The organism is Polaromonas sp. P1_H6, from assembly GCF_056405195.1.
Genome location: NZ_JBFUCN010000009.1, coordinates 95,367 through 111,941, shown reverse-complemented (window position 1 = coordinate 111,941; position 16,575 = coordinate 95,367). Strand labels below are relative to the sequence as shown.

Annotated in this window: 20 protein-coding genes; 1 reads left to right on the top strand and 19 read right to left on the bottom strand. The window is 64.0% G+C overall.

Going from position 1 to position 16,575, the window contains the following annotated elements; all coding sequences use genetic code 11:
* Nucleotides 1-38: 38 nt before the first annotated feature.
* From AC1D1F_RS10865 to AC1D1F_RS10780, 18 genes are all read right to left on the bottom strand, one after another.
* A complete protein-coding gene (locus AC1D1F_RS10865; RefSeq protein ID WP_477676263.1) occupies nt 39-419 on the bottom strand; it encodes a YciI family protein in 381 nt (126 codons plus the stop codon).
* A 113-nt stretch (nt 420-532) separates the two neighbouring features.
* Nucleotides 533-1,195, bottom strand: a complete 663-nt coding sequence (locus tag AC1D1F_RS10860; RefSeq protein WP_477677885.1) for an HAD family hydrolase — start codon at nt 1,193-1,195, stop codon at nt 533-535.
* Nucleotides 1,192-2,088, bottom strand: a complete 897-nt coding sequence (locus AC1D1F_RS10855; RefSeq protein ID WP_477696208.1) for a metallophosphoesterase — start codon at nt 2,086-2,088, stop codon at nt 1,192-1,194. Before AC1D1F_RS10855 ends, AC1D1F_RS10860 begins: the two co-directional genes overlap by 4 nt.
* Nucleotides 2,085-2,381, bottom strand: a complete 297-nt coding sequence (locus AC1D1F_RS10850) for a hypothetical protein (RefSeq protein WP_477677883.1) — start codon at nt 2,379-2,381, stop codon at nt 2,085-2,087. The genes AC1D1F_RS10855 and AC1D1F_RS10850 overlap by 4 nt, the downstream gene beginning before the upstream one ends.
* A gap of 35 nt (nt 2,382-2,416) precedes the next feature.
* Nucleotides 2,417-2,845: a YchJ family protein gene (locus AC1D1F_RS10845; RefSeq protein WP_477677882.1), complete on the bottom strand. Its 429-nt coding sequence runs from the start codon at nt 2,843-2,845 to the stop codon at nt 2,417-2,419.
* Nucleotides 2,845-3,276 (bottom strand): rhodanese-like domain-containing protein, encoded by a 432-nt coding sequence (locus AC1D1F_RS10840; RefSeq protein WP_477677881.1) that lies wholly within the window; start codon nt 3,274-3,276, stop codon nt 2,845-2,847. The genes AC1D1F_RS10845 and AC1D1F_RS10840 overlap by 1 nt, the downstream gene beginning before the upstream one ends.
* 10 nt (nt 3,277-3,286) lie before the next feature.
* Nucleotides 3,287-4,417 (bottom strand): acyl-CoA dehydrogenase family protein, encoded by a 1,131-nt coding sequence (locus tag AC1D1F_RS10835; RefSeq protein ID WP_477696210.1) that lies wholly within the window; start codon nt 4,415-4,417, stop codon nt 3,287-3,289.
* Between the two features lie 9 nt (nt 4,418-4,426).
* On the bottom strand, nt 4,427-5,149 hold the full coding sequence (locus tag AC1D1F_RS10830) for a hypothetical protein (RefSeq protein ID WP_477677879.1): 723 nt from the start codon (nt 5,147-5,149) through the stop codon (nt 4,427-4,429).
* A gap of 8 nt (nt 5,150-5,157) precedes the next feature.
* Nucleotides 5,158-5,841 carry an SDR family oxidoreductase gene (locus AC1D1F_RS10825; protein ID WP_477677878.1) on the bottom strand — a complete coding sequence of 228 codons (684 nt, stop codon included), beginning with the start codon at nt 5,839-5,841 and terminating at the stop codon, nt 5,158-5,160.
* A 2-nt stretch (nt 5,842-5,843) separates the two neighbouring features.
* Nucleotides 5,844-6,929: a DUF695 domain-containing protein gene (locus tag AC1D1F_RS10820; protein WP_477696211.1), complete on the bottom strand. Its 1,086-nt coding sequence runs from the start codon at nt 6,927-6,929 to the stop codon at nt 5,844-5,846.
* On the bottom strand, nt 6,926-8,119 hold the full coding sequence (locus AC1D1F_RS10815; protein WP_477677876.1) for an acetyl-CoA C-acyltransferase: 1,194 nt from the start codon (nt 8,117-8,119) through the stop codon (nt 6,926-6,928). The genes AC1D1F_RS10820 and AC1D1F_RS10815 overlap by 4 nt, the downstream gene beginning before the upstream one ends.
* 28 nt (nt 8,120-8,147) lie before the next feature.
* Nucleotides 8,148-8,831: a hypothetical protein gene (locus tag AC1D1F_RS10810; RefSeq protein ID WP_477677875.1), complete on the bottom strand. Its 684-nt coding sequence runs from the start codon at nt 8,829-8,831 to the stop codon at nt 8,148-8,150.
* Nucleotides 8,832-8,880: 49 nt separating this feature from the next.
* On the bottom strand, nt 8,881-10,758 hold the full coding sequence (gene aceK, locus AC1D1F_RS10805; RefSeq protein WP_477680883.1) for a bifunctional isocitrate dehydrogenase kinase/phosphatase: 1,878 nt from the start codon (nt 10,756-10,758) through the stop codon (nt 8,881-8,883).
* A gap of 12 nt (nt 10,759-10,770) precedes the next feature.
* Nucleotides 10,771-11,463, bottom strand: coding sequence for a carbonate dehydratase (gene can / locus AC1D1F_RS10800; protein ID WP_477676770.1), 693 nt, complete (start codon nt 11,461-11,463; stop codon nt 10,771-10,773).
* A gap of 50 nt (nt 11,464-11,513) precedes the next feature.
* Nucleotides 11,514-12,326, bottom strand: a complete 813-nt coding sequence (locus tag AC1D1F_RS10795; RefSeq protein WP_477676771.1) for a hypothetical protein — start codon at nt 12,324-12,326, stop codon at nt 11,514-11,516.
* 11 nt (nt 12,327-12,337) lie between these two features.
* Nucleotides 12,338-13,519, bottom strand: a complete 1,182-nt coding sequence (locus tag AC1D1F_RS10790; protein ID WP_477676772.1) for an isovaleryl-CoA dehydrogenase — start codon at nt 13,517-13,519, stop codon at nt 12,338-12,340.
* A 37-nt stretch (nt 13,520-13,556) separates the two neighbouring features.
* The gene (locus AC1D1F_RS10785; RefSeq protein WP_477676773.1) at nt 13,557-14,000 is read right to left on the bottom strand and encodes a PaaI family thioesterase; all 444 of its coding nucleotides are present in this window, start codon (nt 13,998-14,000) and stop codon (nt 13,557-13,559) included.
* Nucleotides 14,001-14,128: 128 nt separating this feature from the next.
* Complete coding sequence (locus AC1D1F_RS10780) at nt 14,129-14,536, bottom strand: MerR family transcriptional regulator (protein WP_007867394.1); 408 nt, start codon at nt 14,534-14,536, stop codon at nt 14,129-14,131.
* A 118-nt stretch (nt 14,537-14,654) separates the two neighbouring features.
* On the opposite strand from AC1D1F_RS10780, the gene AC1D1F_RS10775 reads away from it, so the two are divergent.
* The gene (locus AC1D1F_RS10775; protein ID WP_477676774.1) at nt 14,655-15,737 is read left to right on the top strand and encodes an MBL fold metallo-hydrolase; all 1,083 of its coding nucleotides are present in this window, start codon (nt 14,655-14,657) and stop codon (nt 15,735-15,737) included.
* A gap of 122 nt (nt 15,738-15,859) precedes the next feature.
* Here the strand turns inward: AC1D1F_RS10775 and AC1D1F_RS10770 are convergent, their stop codons facing one another.
* Nucleotides 15,860-16,501 (bottom strand): response regulator, encoded by a 642-nt coding sequence (locus AC1D1F_RS10770; protein ID WP_477655049.1) that lies wholly within the window; start codon nt 16,499-16,501, stop codon nt 15,860-15,862.
* Between the last annotated feature and the right edge of the window lie 74 nt (nt 16,502-16,575).

Genomic DNA, 16,575 nt, shown 5'->3' with positions numbered 1-16,575 from the left:
CGTTTCAGCGCTGGGGGCGGTGGGTGCCCCGCCGGTGCTCAGGCCGGCTTGCCGCTGTACTGCTCAAAAAAGCCGATGGGGTGGATATCGATGTTCCAGCCCACGTTTTCGCCCAGCGTGGCGGCCGGGTGCAGCGAGGCGATGCGTACGGCTTCGTCCCTGCTGTCGGCCTCGATGATGAAAAAGCCGCCGACCAGCTCTTTTGCCTCGGCAAAGGGACCGTCGGCCACCGTGGTCTTGCCGCCGCGCGGCTGCAGGCGGATGGCGGGCCCGTCCAGCGAAGCGCTCAGGCGCAGTTGCCCGGTTGCCTTGAGCTCGGCATCCTTGGCCGGGCACTGGCTGACCAGCGCCTTGCGGTCGGCAGGCGACAGGGCAGCCATGTCGGCGGGTTTGTAGTTGGCGAGGCAGAGGTATTTCATGGGGTTTCCTTTCGGTGATGGAGGGTTTTGCTTGCTGACACCTCTACGACGAACAGGACGGGCCGGAATCGACATACCGGTCAAAAATAATCCTGAAACAGATTCTCAGCCCATCAACTCAGTAAAGCCGCCAGGTCAGCCATGTCGGTAAAAACATGTGTCGCGCCGCTGGCCTTGAGTGCCGTGGGCGCGTCATGGCCCATTTCGGGCGGGCTGTAGCCAAAGACGGTACAGCCGGCCGCCACGCCTGCCGTGACGCCGGTGACGGTGTCTTCCACCACGGCGCAGCGTTTGGCGTCCACGCCCAGGGCCGCGGCGGCGGCGAGGTAGACGTCGGGGAAGGGTTTGGAGCGCGGCAGCTCGTGCCCGCTGAAAATGCGGCCCTTGAAGAAAGGCATCAAACCGCACTTCTCAAGCTGCAGCTCGACCTTGAAGCGGTCGGCACCGGAGGCGCAGGCGATGCGGCCCTTGTACAGCGCGTGGACTTTGGCGATGGCGTCGACGGCGCCGGTGATGGCCTTGAGGTCGCGCATCAGGCCGGTGTTGCGGCGTTCGCGGAACTGGACCATCCAGTCTTCAGTCACGGGGCTGCCGGTGTTGGCGGCGATCAGGGCGGCTTCGTCCTTGACGGCCTTGCCGACAAAGATGCGCATGCATTCGGCGGGGCTGAGCTTCCAGCCGCGCTCTTCGAGCATGTCGCGCAGCACGCCGTTGGTAATGGGTTCGCTGTCGACCAGCACGCCGTCACAGTCGAATAACACCGCGTCAAATCTCATGGTTCCGCTTTCATGTCCAGTTCAGGTTTTGCCGGGGCGGCGAGCGTGAACATCGCCCATTCAGGCCGCATATTAAAACGCACCGGCAGGATGCTGACGCCGAGCCCGCTGGTGATGTACATGCGATTGTCGCCGTGCGCCACCCAGCCGTAGGCCCAGTCGTGCGGGCCGGCCCCGGGCACCACGGGCGAGCCGAAGAAAGGGATGCGGACCTGGCCGCCGTGGGTGTGGCCAGCCACGATGAGGCCGCGCACCGGCGGCAGGTCGAACAGGCTGGCCGGCTCGTGCATGAAGACCAGCGCCTGCGCGCCCTTGGGCACCCTGGCCATGGCGCGCACCGGGTCGGAATGGCCGGTGTCGTCGTCGCCCACGCCGGCCACCCACAGGGCGGTGCCGGGCAGGGGCACGGCGTCGTTCTCAAGCACCTGGATGCCGGCGCGCTGGAAGGCGGCGGTGAACTTCGCGCCGTCGTGCCACCAGTCGTGGTTGCCCATGACGGCATAAACACCCAGCCTGGCCTTGAGCCCGCCCAGCACCTGGGCGATTTCGTCTTCGGGTGTGGCGGCGATCTCGGGTTTGTAATCCCGGTCGGCAAGAAAGTCGCCGGGCAGCAGGATGACGTCGGGCTGGGCGGCGTTGATCTCAGCCACGATGGCGAGTGCGCGCTCCAGCGTCATGACACGCCACAAGGGGCGTTTGCTGAAGTGCCAGTCGGACGCGACGGCGACCTTGAGGCCGGGCGGGCCTTGCCAGTGGGGGACGGTTTCGCTGATTTCGCGGTGGGCGACCCAGCGCGGTTCGATGATGACAGTCCAGGTGCCCAGCAGGAGCATGGCAACAAGCGCCAGCACTCCGGCGGCGCGGCGTCCCCAGGGCTTCACAGGTTCTGTCACAGGCGGATATCCGGCGAATCGCCGTCCACCGCGTCCATCACGCCGGTGCTGTGGGGCGACAGGCCGTAGCTGCGCAGGTTCTTGCGCAGATCCGCGGGGTCGACCTCGTTCCAGGCCAGGCCGCAGTCCATGCAGGCATGCGCATGTTCGTTTTGCAAGAGAACGGGTTTGCCGAGCAGCGAGCGCAGCAGGCCGCGCAGGGGATAAAAACGCTCGGCTTCGAAATTCCCGCGAACCACCTTGCGGCTGCTGCAGCGCAGGCAGTACATGCCGCGCACGGTCTGGTTGAACATCTGCCCTCCCCTTATTGGCTCATTGACTTGTTGGCCTATTGGATATCGCCGTCCACATAGTACCAACGGCCGGCTTCATGCACGAAGCGGCTGCGCTCATGCAGGCGCACGGCGGGGCCGGCTGGGGATTTCTGGCGCGCGACAAATTCGACCTCGGCATGCGTGGCGTCGAGCTGGCGGTGGCTGCGCACTTCGAGGCCCAGCCATTTGACGCCAGGATCGAAGTCTATCGATGCCGGCCTGTGGCTGGCGTGCCAGGTGGCGAGCAGGTAGTCGGCACGCTCGCTGACAAAGGCGGTGTAGCGCGAGCGCATCAGCGACTCGGCGTCGGGCGCGGGGGTGGTGTCGAAGTGGTCGAGGTAACGGCCGCAGCATTGGGCATACGCCAGCGCGCGCTTGCCGGCCTGGCGGCCGCAGGGGCAGGCTTGTGAGGCGAGTGGCTGGGACGGCAGCGGATTCGGCATCAACCGCAGCTGTGGGCGCGGGCCTTGCGCTTTTCCCGGTCTTCGAGCGTCTCGGTGGGCGCGCCCTGCTTGACCCATTCGGCATAACCGCCGTCGATGTGGGCGACGTTGGCCATGCCCATGTCCTGCAGGGTCTTGGTGGCCAGGGCGCTGCGCCAGCCGGCGCCGCAGAACAGGATGAACTCCTTGCCCTCGTCGGCGAACAAAGGCTTGTGATAAGGCGAGGCCGGGTCCACCCAGAACTCGAGCATGCCGCGCGGCGCGTGGTAGCTGCCGACGACCGTGCCGGCCGTGAGTTCACGCACGTCGCGGATGTCGACGATCTGTACATTCGGGTCGTTGAGCCTGGCCTTGACTTCATCCACGCTGTAAGTCTTGACCTGGGCCATGGCCTCGTCAACCAGGGCGCGGAATCCTTTGGTGATCGGCATTAGTTTCTCCTCAGGCCAGGGCGCGGGTAATGATGATTTTTTGCACGTCGGAAGTGCCTTCGTAGATCTGGCACACCCGCACGTCGCGGTAAATACGTTCGACCGGGAAGTCGCTGACATAGCCATAACCGCCCAAGGTCTGGATGGCGGCGCTGCATACCTGTTCGGCCATTTCGCTGGCGAAGAGTTTGGCCATGGCGGCTTCTTTCAGGCAGGGCAGGCCGGCGTCGCGCAGGCTGGCGGCGTGCCAGATCAGCTGGCGCGCGGCTTCAATCTTGGTCGCGCAGTCGGCCAGGCGAAAACCCACCGCCTGGTGGTTGAAGATGGCGGTGCCGAAGCTCTGGCGCTCCTTGGCGTAAGCCAGGGCCGATTCAAACGCGCTGCGCGCCATGCCCACGCTTTGCGCGGCGATGCCGATGCGCCCGCCTTCGAGCGCGCCCAGGGCGATCTTGTAGCCCTCGCCCTCGCTGCCGATCAGGTTCTCGGCCGGGATGCGGCAGTTGTCAAAGTTGATCTGCGCGGTGTCGCTGGAATGCTGGCCCAGCTTGTCTTCGAGCCGCGCCACCACATAACCTGGCGCGCTGGTGGGCACGATGAAGGCGCTCATGCCTTTTTTGCCGGCGCCCTTGTCGGTCACGGCAATCACGATGGCGGCGTGGCCGTTCTTGCCGCTGGTGATGAACTGCTTGACGCCGTTGAGCACGTATTCTTCGCCCTCCTTCACCGCCGTGGTGCGCAGTGACGATGCATCGCTGCCCACATGAGGCTCAGTCAGGCAGAAGACGCCCAGCATCTCGCCCTGCGCCAGCGGCGTGAGCCACTGCTTTTTCTGCTGTGCGTTGCCGTAGCGCATGAGGATGGCGTTGACGGGGCAGTTGGTGACGCTGATGGCGGTGCTGGTGCCGCCGTCGCCGGCGGCGATTTCTTCGAGCACCAGCGCGAGCGTGAGGTAGTCAAGGTTGGCGCCGCCGAACTCTTCGGGCACGCAGATGCCGTAGGCGCCCAGCGCGGCCAGGCCCTTGTGCGCCTCGACGGGGAAGTGGTGCTCCTTGTCCCAGCGCGCGGCATGGGGCCAGAGCTCTTCTTGTGCAAACGCGCGGACCGCGTCGCGGATCATTTCCTGGTCTTGGTTGAGCAGCATTTTTTGCCTTTAAGGGCCCTTGACAGGCTTGAACCGGTTACCGTCGAGCCGGAAGCGGCGTGAGGTTACCGAAAGATTTTCTTTTGGGGCCCCAACAAGCCGGGTGGTGACCTCGATCATCTCAACGATGTTGTATGCGGAATTCCCCAGCAACTGGAACTGCACATGCGTCTGTTCGCAGGGCTTGGCTGACGGGAAAATCTCCCCGCAAACGCCCAGGTTGTTGCCGAACTCGGCTTTATGCAAGACCTGCATCTCCCAGCCCTTGAAGCGGACCAACGCATGGATGAAGTCTTCGGTACCCTGGCCTGAGCCATAGTTCTCCAGCAAGGAGAACTCGCCATAGTGACCGGCGACATAACGCAAACCCAGTGACTGGCTGTAGTCAAGTTCCCTGGCTTGTTTCAAGGCCGGGCGGTACAAAAAAGTACCAGCAGAAAAATTACGTCCGCGATCCGGGAACCACACCGAAACAAGGAAGGCCGTCTCGGTTTTTCCGACCATGACCTCATGCATGCCCCGAATGGCCAGGGCTTCCGCCTTGTTGGTGCGGTCCTTCAGGCCTGCGCGCATCGCGGTCACGAGTTCGCTTTCATTGGGCCAGGCGGGAACAGGGTCAGGCGCGGCAAAAGCCGAAGTAACCGAAGTTGCCGCACCGACCGCGATCAGCCCGATCACAAGCGCACGGCGTGCAGCGGCGACGAGGCGATTGCCATGATCCATCGACATCATGCTGCTCCTTACCAGGACTCAAACGGCGTGCCGTCGTAGTTGAGAAACGCGCCCTTGTGCTCGGGCGTGAGCCCGGCCAGCGCGGCGCGCATGGCCGTGACGCTTTGGACGGTGGTGAGCGGCGCGCCGCTGCCGCCCATGTCGGTCTGCACCCAGCCGGGCGACATGGCGACCATGATGGCCTTGGGGTAGTCGTGCTGGGCGGAGGCCACGGCCATATTGAGCGCGGCTTTGCTCACGCGGTAGACCCAGCCGCGGCTGTTCTCCACGCCGTCTATCTTTGCCATGCCGCTGCTGATAAAAGCGAAACGGCCTTTGCCGCCACCGTCCAGCCTTGAGGCCTCGACCAGGGGCGCGACCTGCGGGATGGCCTGCATGGCGCCCAGCACGTTGGTGTGCATGGCCTGGTCAAACATTTCGCGCGTTGGAGGGGTCAAGGCACCGCCCTGCGGAAACACGCCGGCCACATAGAGGGCAATGTCGATCGCCTCGCCGTCGAGCAGCCAGGCCAGGCCGCTGATGCTGGCGGGCTGGGCCACGTCCAGCCGCAAGGCCTTGGCGCCCAGGCCCTTGAGGCGCTGCAGGCCCTCGTCGTCGCGCGCGGTGGCAATGACTTGCGCGCCCTCGGCCTGGTATTGGCGAACGAACTCGAGGCCGATGCCGCGTGATGCGCCCAGGACGAGGACTTTCATGGCTAGCCCGCGAAATTGAAGTACTTCGACCACGAAGGGTCGAACGCATGGGTCAATTCAGCACCGGTGAACGATGCGCCGTGCAGGCTGGCGTCCACCACGCCAAGCGCGGCAGGCAGGTCGCCCACATAGTAGTTGGCCAGGCGCCGGCCGTTCCTGACCACGGTGTGCGACAGGATGCCGGCATGCTGAAGCTCCAGGCGGGTGGCGATCTGCTCCTGGAGTTCACGGGCGCGGTCCAGCGCGGCATGGTCTTCCACGGGCAGGCGCAGCTCGATCGCGTGGCCCAGGTCAGGCCGCGCTGCAATCGCATTGGCGCTCTGGTTGACCGCCACGATCGCCTTGTCACCCTCCTGGTCGTCTTCTTCGTCACCCTTTTCGTCACCGTCCTCGTCGTTGCCAAAGACGACCGTCATGACAGACCACTGATGCTCTCCGCTTGGGAACAGGCCTGTGTGCCCCAGCTCATTCGTCCAGAACGCGTCGAGTACAGCGCCGAACTTGTCGAGCGTCGTGGAGCCGGCCACTTCGTCCGAAAACGCGTCAACGAAATCAACAAAACCCACCTTGACCGCAAAGTCATACTCGCCCAGCACATGGTCGAGCATGATGAAGGTCATGTTGCGCGCATGGTCCCGCATGTCGCTAGGCAGTTCGCGCGCAAACATGACTTCGATGCCCACCTGCCCTTCGTCGGCGACGTGGCCAATCAGCACGTCGGAGGTCGCCAGTTCAAAGTTGTCCATACGCATGGGGAAGTCGGGGCTTTCCGTGCGAGCGCGAAAGGCGGTAAGGCTGTAGTGCTTCAACGGCGGCGCGCGCTTGACGAAGTCCAGCAGCAGCGGAAAGGTGTCGGTACTCCCGTGCGCGGTGGCGATCAGTTCGATCTGCTGGTCACCGTCGTCAGCCGACATTTCGAGTGCCAGCCCTTCCAGGTATTGCTCAAGAACTTCGTTGATGTTCTCCACCTGGTCGCGTACCGGCTGGCGGACAAGCTCCGCCTCGCCCTCCCGGAACTTCAGCCAGAAGGCATCGATGCGCCGGGCGAGCTCAGCGGGTGAAAGTTCTTGCGGAGCTTCTTGCGTCATACCAACTCGATGGCCATGGCGGTGCCTTCACCGCCGCCAATGCACAGCGTGGCGACGCCCTTCTTGAGGCCGCGCGCCTTGAGGGCATGGATCAGCGTGACAAGGATGCGGGCGCCGGACGCGCCGATCGGGTGGCCCAGCGCGCAGGCGCCGCCGTTGACGTTGACGATGTCGTGGCTGATGCCGAGTTCCTTCATGGCGGCCATGGGCACGACGGCGAAGGCTTCGTTGACTTCCCAGAGGTCCACGTCTTTCACGCTCCAGCCGATTTTCTTGAGCAGCTTGTTGACGGCGCCCACCGGTGCGGTGGTGAACCATTCGGGTTCCTGCGAGAAGGTGGCGTGGCCGACGATGCGGGCGATGGGCTTGGCGCCCAGCTCTTTGGCCGTCGATTCGCGGGCCAGCACCAGGGCGGCGGCGCCGTCGTTGATGGAGGAGCTGGAGGCGGCCGTGATGGTGCCGTCTTTCTTGAAGGCGGGCTTGAGCGTGGGGATCTTGTCGAGCTTGACCTTGCCGGGGCCTTCGTCGATGGAGATAACGGTCTCGCCGGCGCGGCCCTTGACGGTGACGGGCGTGATTTCGGCCTTGAAGGCGCCGGACTCGGTGGCGGCCTTGGCGCGCTGCACGCTGGCGGTGGCGAAGGCGTCTTGCGCTTCGCGGGTGAAGCTGTATTTTTCGGCGCACTGCTCACCAAAGGTGCCCATGGCGCGGCCGGGTTCGTAGGCGTCTTCGAGGCCGTCGAGCATCATGTGGTCAAAGATCCGGTCGTGGCCGATGCGGATGCCGCTGCGGCCCTTGAGCAGCAGGTGCGGCGCGTTGGTCATGCTTTCCATGCCGCCCGAGACCATGACGTCGCGGCTGCCGGCGACGAGCTGGTCGTGCGCAAGCATGGTGGCTTCCATGCCGGAGCCGCACATCTTGGACAGGGTGACGGCGCCGACGCTGGCGGGCAGGCCGCCCTTGAAGCCGGCCTGGCGCGCCGGGGCCTGGCCCTGGCCGGCCATCAGGCAGTTGCCGAATAGCACTTCGTCGACCTTGCCGGCCGCGATGCCGGAACGTTCAATGGCGGCCTTGATGGCTGCCCCGCCGAGGTCGTGGGCCGAGAGGCTGCAGAAGTCGCCCTGGAAGCCGCCCATGGGGGTGCGGGCCGCGCCGAGGATGACGATGGGATCTGCGTTGGGGTTTGACATGGTGGTGTTTCCTTTCAGTGGGTTCAGCTTAATTGGCGGGCCGTGGCATTTTTGCCTCCAGCGCCTTGACGAAATTCGGGTCGATATCGGCTCGCTGCGGTGTGGCCTCGGCGAGTTTCAAACGCTTCCAGGCCATGGCGTAGTTGCCGCTGGTGTAGTCGGCTATCGCCCAGTTCTGCAGGTTCAGCGTATGGTTCGGTGCTTTTTGGTAGATGGCTTCATAACGCCTGACAGCCTCGGCCATCAGGGTTGGATTGCCCACTACGCCCGCCGCTATTCCAATCGTCCTGGCGTAATCGACGGCAAGATCGATGTCGCCGGGCGCTAGTTTTTCAACTTCGGCAAACAGGCCCAGTGAAGCAAGAAGGCCCTGGTCGCTGCTGGCGGACGCTGCCGCCATGCCCCACAAGGCGGAAACGCTTTTCGGGTCGATCATCCAGGCCTGGTTGAAACGCCGCATGGCATTTTCCGGGTTGCCCTGGCGCAAAAACTGCCAGCCCCGCTCCGCGACATCTTTCGCCGCCTTCGGCCTGTCGCCCGGGTAGCGGGCGTCAACCTGGACCAGGAATTCGGCGTCCGCCGCCTTCTGTTGTTCAGTCTTCTGCAGGTTGCCGTATTTGGGCAGCAGCGAGATGTCCTGCGAGAAGGCAGCACCGCAGAAAAAAGCCAGCGCCGCAAAAAGCGTCCAGGTCCTGATAAAAGGAGTTGTCACAGTCATTTCCTTCCTGTCTCGTTGTTATGTTCTGCCGCCAGTCCCCGCCTCAAGGGGTCAGGCCGCTGAGGCCCGTCAAAACCGGTTCGGGCGGCAGTTGCGTCAGCACCTCATCGTGGGGAGCGCCGGGGCTGTGCAGCGCGCTGAAGCGCTTTTCGCGCTCGTAGGGAAACACGTCGTGGACATGGCCGGCCTGGATGCGGGCCTGGTGTTTCTGCCAGAAATCGGCGTCCAGCAGGTTGGCGTGGTGCTTCATGAAGACCTCGCGCACCGCGTCGTTGCCGAGCAGGAAGGGCTCGAAGGTTTCGGGGAACACGTCCTTGGGGCCGACGGAGTACCAGACCTCGCCGCTCATTTCTTCTTCCTCGGTGCGGGCCTCCGGCACCTTGCGGAAGTTGCAGTCGGTGATGTATTCGATCTCGTCGTAGTCGTAGAACACGACCTTGCCGTGGCGCGTGATGCCGAAGTTTTTCCAGAGCATGTCGCCGGGGAAGATGTTGGCGGCGACCAGGTCTTTGATGGCATTGCCGTACTCGACGACGGCGCGCTCTATCTGGTCCTTGGCAGCGGGTTCGTTGACGCCGGCGTCGAAGGCTTCCTGCAGGTAGATGTTGAGCGGGATCATGCGGCGCTCGATGTAGACGTGCTTGATGATGACTTCGGTCTGGCCGTCGCCGTCGCGGTCGCTGATCTCGAGCTGGCTGGGCGCGAACTTTTCGATTTCGGCGATCAGCTCGTCGTCGAAGCGGTCGCGCGGAAAGGCGACCTCGCTGTATTCCTGGGTGTCGGCCATGCGGCCGACGCGGTCGTGCTGCTTGACCAGCAGGTACTTGCCCTTGATCTGCTCGCGCGTGGTGTCTTTCTGCGGCGGGTAGTAGTCCTTGATGACCTTGAAGACGTAGGGGAAGGACGGCAGGTCGAACACCAGCATGACCATGCCCTTGATGCCGGGCGCGATGCGGAACTTGTCGGTGGAGTGCCGCAGGTGGTACAGGAAGTCGCGGTAGAACAGCGTCTTGCCCTGCTTGGCCAGGCCCAGCGCGTTGTAGATCTCGGCGCGCGGCATGTGCGGCATCATGCTGCGCAAAAACTGCACATAGGCCGAAGGGATGCCCATGTCGACCATGAAGTAGGCGCGCGCGAAGCTGAAGAGGATCAGCAGATCGTCTTCGCCGAACAAGGCCGCGTCTATGACCAGTTTTCCGGCCTTGTTGTGCAGCACCGGCAGCGCGAAGGGCACTTCGTTGAAGCCGTTGATGATCTTGCCAACGACGTAAGCGCCCTTGTTGCGGAAGAACAGGCTGGTCAGCACCTGGATCTGGAAGTTGGCGCGCAGCTTGACGTCGGCGAAGCGCTCGCTGATGGCCTCGAGCACGTAACCGGCGTCGCGCTCGAGGTCGTCGAAGGGCAGGCGCAGGTCGAAGTCGCGCACCAGCTGCAGCAGCACCTCGCGCATGTTGTCGCGTGTGGGGTAGTAGGCGCGGTAGGTGGGCTGCGAGGCGAGCTCGTCGTTCTCGATGTACTCGGTGCTGACGGCCGGGCGCACGAAGATGAAGTCGTTCTGGAAGTAGCTGCGGTGCAGGATCTTGGTGGTGACCGAGTTGAAGAAGGTCTCGGCGAGTTCGGGTTGGTGGTGGTTGACCAGCAGGCCGATGTAATGGAGCTTGACCTGCTGCCAGACGTCCATGGGCTGCTCGCCGGCCTTGAACTCGCGCTCCAGCCGGGTGGAGGCCTCGCGCACGCGCAGGTCGTAGAACTCGATGCGCTCGCGCTGGGCGCGCTGCTGGCCGTGCCAGTCGGCCGTTTCAAAGCGGTGTTTGGCGCGCGCGGACTCGGTGCGGAACAGCTGGTAGTGGCGGTTGAAGCCGTCCATCATCGCCTTGGCGATGTCGTAGGCGATGCTCGAGTCCAGGCGCTGGGGGAACATGGCGGCTTCCGCTCAGACCAGCTGCTGCTGCGTGCCGCCGCCGACGCGGGCCATCCACACATCCCAGACGCGGTCTACGGCCTTGCTGTAGAGCCTGTCGAGCTCTTCCGGGCCGGAGACGCTCATCTGCAGGTCCTGCAGCAGGCCGTCGTGCACGCCGAAGGCCCAGCCGTGCACGGTGACCTCCTGGCCGCGCGCCCAGGCGTCGACCATGACGGTGCTGACCGAGACGTTGACGACCTGCTCGATGACGTTGATGTCGCACAGGGCCTGGGCGCGCACCTCCTCAGGGAGGCTGTCGAGCAGCTGGCGATGGCGGTGGCGCACGTCCTGGATGTGGCGTATCCAGTTGTCGGCCAGGCCGATGCGCGCGCCTTCAAGGGCGGCCTGCACGCCGGAGCAGCCGTAGTGGCCGACGACCATGATGTCCTTGACCTTGAGGCGCTCGACGGCGAACTGGATGGCCGAGAGCGCGTTGAGGTCGGAATGCACAACGATGTTGGCGACGTTGCGGTGCACGAAGACCTCGCCGGGCTCGAGGCCGGTGATCTGGTTGGCGGGCACGCGGCTGTCGGAGCATCCTATCCACATGTACTTGGGCGTCTGCTGCTTCACCAGGCTGGTGAAGAAGCCGGGCCGTTCGGCTTCCATCTGCGCGGCCCAGGCGCGGTTGTGGGCGAAAAGGTCTTGGAGCGAGGTGGTCATGGGCGTATTTTCACCTGCCTGCGGGGATGCCGCCCGGGAAGCGGCTGAAATCATGTTTCATCGAACCCCTTCGGCTTCAGAAGCGCTTTTTCGGCCAGGCATTTGTCCGTCATGGTGGCGAGTTCCTTGTCGCTGTGCGGATCCGAAGGTGTGGGGTTGGGCCCGGACTTCACGATCGATGCGTCGATCAACAAAGGCCCTTCCCCGGAGAAATCACAGACAAAGCGGTATTTGCCGTCAGAGAGCGACGTAGTCAGCATCTTCCGGGTTTGGTGCATCTTGCCGCTCTGGTAGCACCACCTGCCCACTTCACCGTCACCCTGGACCAGTCCGGTCAGGCAGCGGTCCCCTTCGCGTTCATAGAAGGCGGCCGTGCCCCCTGTGAGAAGTGGGCGCAGGCTCTTGAAGTCAGGCGTTGGGCCGTGCGAGTACATCAACTGCTGGGCGGGAAAAGGATTTCCGGCGCCATGGGTGTATTCAAACAGCGTGAGGTTTCCCATGCTTGTCCACTTGAACTGCTCACAGCCCGTGTGAAGCGCCTGGCCCTTGGCGGTAAAACCCATGGGTTCGTCAAGGTCGATGCTGACGGTTGTGCCGTCCCGCAAAGTCAAGCCGACGGCGTACGCCGCGAAACGGCCTTTCAGGGCGAGAATGGCTTCCTCGGAGGCCTCCCCTACTCTTGAGGCATCCAGAAAGACGTTGACGGCCTTTCCCCGCAGCGATTCGGGGACGCCGCATTCGAATGTGGCGTCGGCTTGCGGCACTGCCGCGTAGGGCAGGGGCTCGTCTTTCTCGCACGCAGCGAGAAGCGTGGCAAGCGCGAGCACAAGGGCCCATTTCAGCTTCTGATGCATCAACGGCATGGGCACTGGCCTCACATGGTCTCGGCGAACAGCTCGCGCCCAATCAGCATGCGGCGGATTTCGCTGGTGCCGGCGCCGATTTCATAGAGCTTGGCGTCGCGCCAAAGGCGGCCCAGCGGGTAGTCGTTGATGTAGCCGTTGCCACCGTGGATCTGCAGGCCCTCGCCGGCCATCCAGGTGGCTTTTTCGGCGCACCAGAGGATGACGGAGGCGCAGTCCTTGCGGACCTGGCGCACGTGGTCGGTGCCCAGCATGTCGAGGTTTTTGGCGACGGTGTAGGCAAAAGCGCGGCCGGCCTGCAGCACGGTGTACATATCGGCGACCTTGCCCTGGATCAGCTGGAACTCGCCGATGCTCTGGCCGAACTGCTTGCGGTCATGGATGTAGGGCACGACGCTGTCCATGACGGACTGCATGATGCCCAGCGGGCCGCCGGTGAGCACGGCGCGCTCGTAGTCGAGGCCGCTCATGAGCACCTTGGCGCCGCTGTTGAGGCCGCCCAGAATCTGGCTGGCCGGCACTTCGACGTTGTTGAAGACCAGCTCGCCGGTGTGGCTGCCGCGCATGCCGAGCTTGTCGAGCTTTTGCGCGACGGAAAAGCCCTTCATGCCTTTTTCAATCAGGAAGGCGGTGACGCCGCGCGCGCCGAGTTCGGGTTCGGTCTTGGCGTAGACCACCAGGGTGTCGGCGTCGGGGCCGTTGGTGATCCACATCTTGCTGCCGTTGAGCAGGTAATAGCCGCCCTTGTCCTCGGCTTTCAATTTCATGCTGATGACGTCGCTACCGGCGCCGGGCTCGCTCATGGCGAGCGCGCCCACGTGTTCGCCGCTGATCAGCTTGGGCAGGTATTTTTTACGCTGCTCGTCGCTGCCGTTGCGTTTGATCTGGTTGACACAGAGGTTGCTGTGCGCGCCGTAGGACAGGCCGACCGAGGCGCTGGCGCGGCTGATCTCTTCCATGGCGATCATGTGGGCCAGGTAGCCCATGTTGGCGCCGCCGAACTCCTCGCCCACGGTGATGCCGAGCACGCCGAGCGCGCCCATCTTGGGCCACAGGTCCATGGGGAACTGGTCGCTGCGGTCGATCTCGGCGGCGCGCGGGGCGATTTCGGCCTGGGCGAATTCGCGCACCGCGTCGCGCAGGGCGTCGATGTCTTCACCGAGCATGAAGTTGAGTCCGGGCATATTGGTCATGATGGGCTTTCTGGGAGCGAATGATGGGCTGGATAAGTCAGTAGGTCTTGGGCACGGGCACCAGGGTCTGCTGCATCAGGGCACAGGCGCTTTCCTTGCCGCCGGGGGCGACGTGCGTGACCTCGGCGGTGGTGACGATGATGCGCTTGCCGGCCTTGGCGACACGGCCCAGGGCGCGCAGCTCGCCGTCCTTGAAACCGGCCATGAAGTTGATCTTGTATTCGACGGTGGTGACTTCGGAGTCTTCCGCGGCGACGGTGAGTGCCGCGTAGCCGCCGGCGATGTCGGCCAGCGCGCCCATGGCGCCGCCGTGAAAGCCGCCCTGCTGCTGGGTGACGCGCTCCGAATAAGGCAGGGCAACCTCACAGAGGCCGGGCTCCACGCGCAGCAACCGGGCGCCCAGGTGCTGCATCAGGCCCTGGCGCAGAAAGCTGGCTTCGATGCGCTGGAACAGGGCTGTCGGGGTGGCGGGAGTGTCCATAAAGAGCCTTTTACGAGCTGCGGGGAATCGCGATTTTTGATTGACGTTTACGTAAACGTCAATTATGGCGTATTTACGGACCGCCCGGCTTTGACCCGGCGCGGCCTGGGGCCAAAGCGGCCGGGGGCCTAGGGCTTGCCGGCCTTGGCCTTCTCGGTTTTGGCGAGCAGGGCCTTGGCTTCTTTTTCGTGGGTGCGGATTTCGTCGAGGTTGGCCTGCAGGTCGAGCATCTGGGCCTCGAGCTTCTTGCGGTGCTCCGTCAGGATGGCCAGGAATTTCTTGAGCTGCGGCGCGGTGTCGCGCGGGCTGTCGTAGGAGTCGATGATTTCCTTGGCCTCCACCAGCGACAGCCCCAGGCGTTTGGCGCGCAGCGTGAGCTTGAGCCGGGTGCGGTCGCGCGCGGTGTAGACGCGGTTGCGGCCGCCCGCCCCTTCGCGCTGCGGCTGCAGCAGGCCCATGTCTTCATAGAACCGCATGGCGCGCGTGGTCAGGTCAAATTCTTTTGCCAGGTCGCTGATGGTGTAGGTGGTGGCCATGGTGTGAAGTCTTGTGCAAACCCTGTGCAAACGCGGGCGACAGCGCGAAACGGGTGCTGTCCCTACAATGCCTGTGTATGACGTTTACGTAAACGTCAAATATACCGCGAATATTGCCATGAACCTCCTCGAGCAGCAACTCCACTACCCCTTCGGTGACACCCTTCCGGCGCTGGGCACGACGCTGGAGGTGGCGCCCGGCGTGAAGTGGATACGCATGGCGCTGCCCTTCGCGCTGGACCACATCAACCTGTGGCTGCTGCGCGACGAGATGGACGACCCGAACCGCCCGGGCGCGAAGCTCCAGGGCTGGACCATCGTCGATTGCTGCATCAGCCGCGAGGAATCAAAAGCCCAATGGGAAGCGATTTTTGCGGCGCAGCTCGAAGGCTTGCCGGTGCTGCGCGTCATCGTGACGCACATGCACCCCGACCACATCGGCCTGGCCCACTGGTTGTGCGAACGCTGGGCCTGCCGCCTGTGGGTCAGCGCCACCGACTACCACTCGGCGCGTATCGGCTCGCAGAGCACCACGGGTTTCGGCGGCGAAAGCGCGGCGCGCTTTTTTGCCTCGCACGGCCTGGTGGACCCGGAGTCCATCGAGAAAATCCGTGGCCGGGCCAGCTACTACCCAGGCATGGTGCCCTCGGTGCCGGCAAGTTATGTGCGCATCATGGACGGCATGGCGGTGCGCATAGGCGGGCGCGACTGGCGCTGCATCAGCGGCTACGGCCACGCGCCCGAGCACATCGCGCTGCATTGCCAGGAGCTTGACACGCTGATCAGCGGCGACATGGTGCTGCCGCGCATCTCCACCAACGTGAGCGTTTACGACATGGAGCCCGAGTCCAACGCGCTCACGCTGTTCCTGGAATCCATCGACAAGTTCCTGCCGCTGGACAAGGACACGCTGGTGCTGCCCTCACACGGAAAACCATTCCGCGGCCTGCACACCCGCATAGGCCAGCTGCACGACCACCACCGCGACCGCCTCGCCGAAGTCATGCAGGCCTGCGAAGCAGCCCCCTGCAGCGCCGCCGACATCCTGCCCATCATGTTCCCCCGCAAGCTGGACTTGCACCAGACCACCTTCGCCATGGGCGAAGCCGTGGCGCACCTGCATGCGCTGTGGTTCCAGGAAAAGCTGACGCGCCAGTTGGGCGCCGACGGGATCTACCGCTTTAGCAACGCCCCGGCATAGCACCTCCCACACCAGCAGGGGCCGCGGAACTGGCTTTGCCAGGCCGCAGGCGCAGCGGCCCCCTCGGGGGGCAGGGAGCTACACGAAGTGAGCGACCGTGGGGGCCACATCCACCGTGGGGGCTAGTGTCTCCACTTGCGATTGGCCGTGACCAAAGCCGTGACATAACCGTGCAGCCAGTCGAAGTTGATCGGCTTTTGCAGCAGGTGGGCTTCGGCCGGCAGGCCGCCGCGCGCCTTGACGGCTTCGGGCGCCAGGCCGCTGATGACGACGATCTGCATGTCGGAGAGCTGCAGGTTGCGCTTGCAGGCCTTGAGCATTTCAATGCCATCGACCCCGGGCATGGACAGGTCGGTGATCAGCAGGTCGGGCCGCATGCTTGCGATGTCCATCATGGCTTCGAGCGCCGAGGGCATGAAGGTGCAGTCGACCGGCAGGTCCCAGTCCTCGAACTGGCAGCGGTAGAGCTCGCGGGTGTTCTCGTCGTCTTCGACCATCAGCACGCGCAGGCGGTGCTTGGGGTCGGTGTCCGCCCGCGAGAGCTGCGGGTTGTTCTTGGCAAGGTAAGCGTTGATGGATTGCAGCGCGATGCGGCGATGGCCGCCCAGCGTTTTCCAGGCCTCGATCTCGCCTTTTTCCACCAGCGATTGCACGGTGGCGACGGACAGGCCCAGCAGCTTGGCCGCATAGCTGGTGCCGCAGTAATCCTCGCTCGAGAAATCCGAAGCGGTGATGGCGGCCTCGAAGGACTTGGGTTCACGCATGGTCAGTCTCGTAAAGGATTGTTTTTCGCATTTTTCGCATTTTAATCAATTCGTTCTAAAAAGCCCTAGGAAAA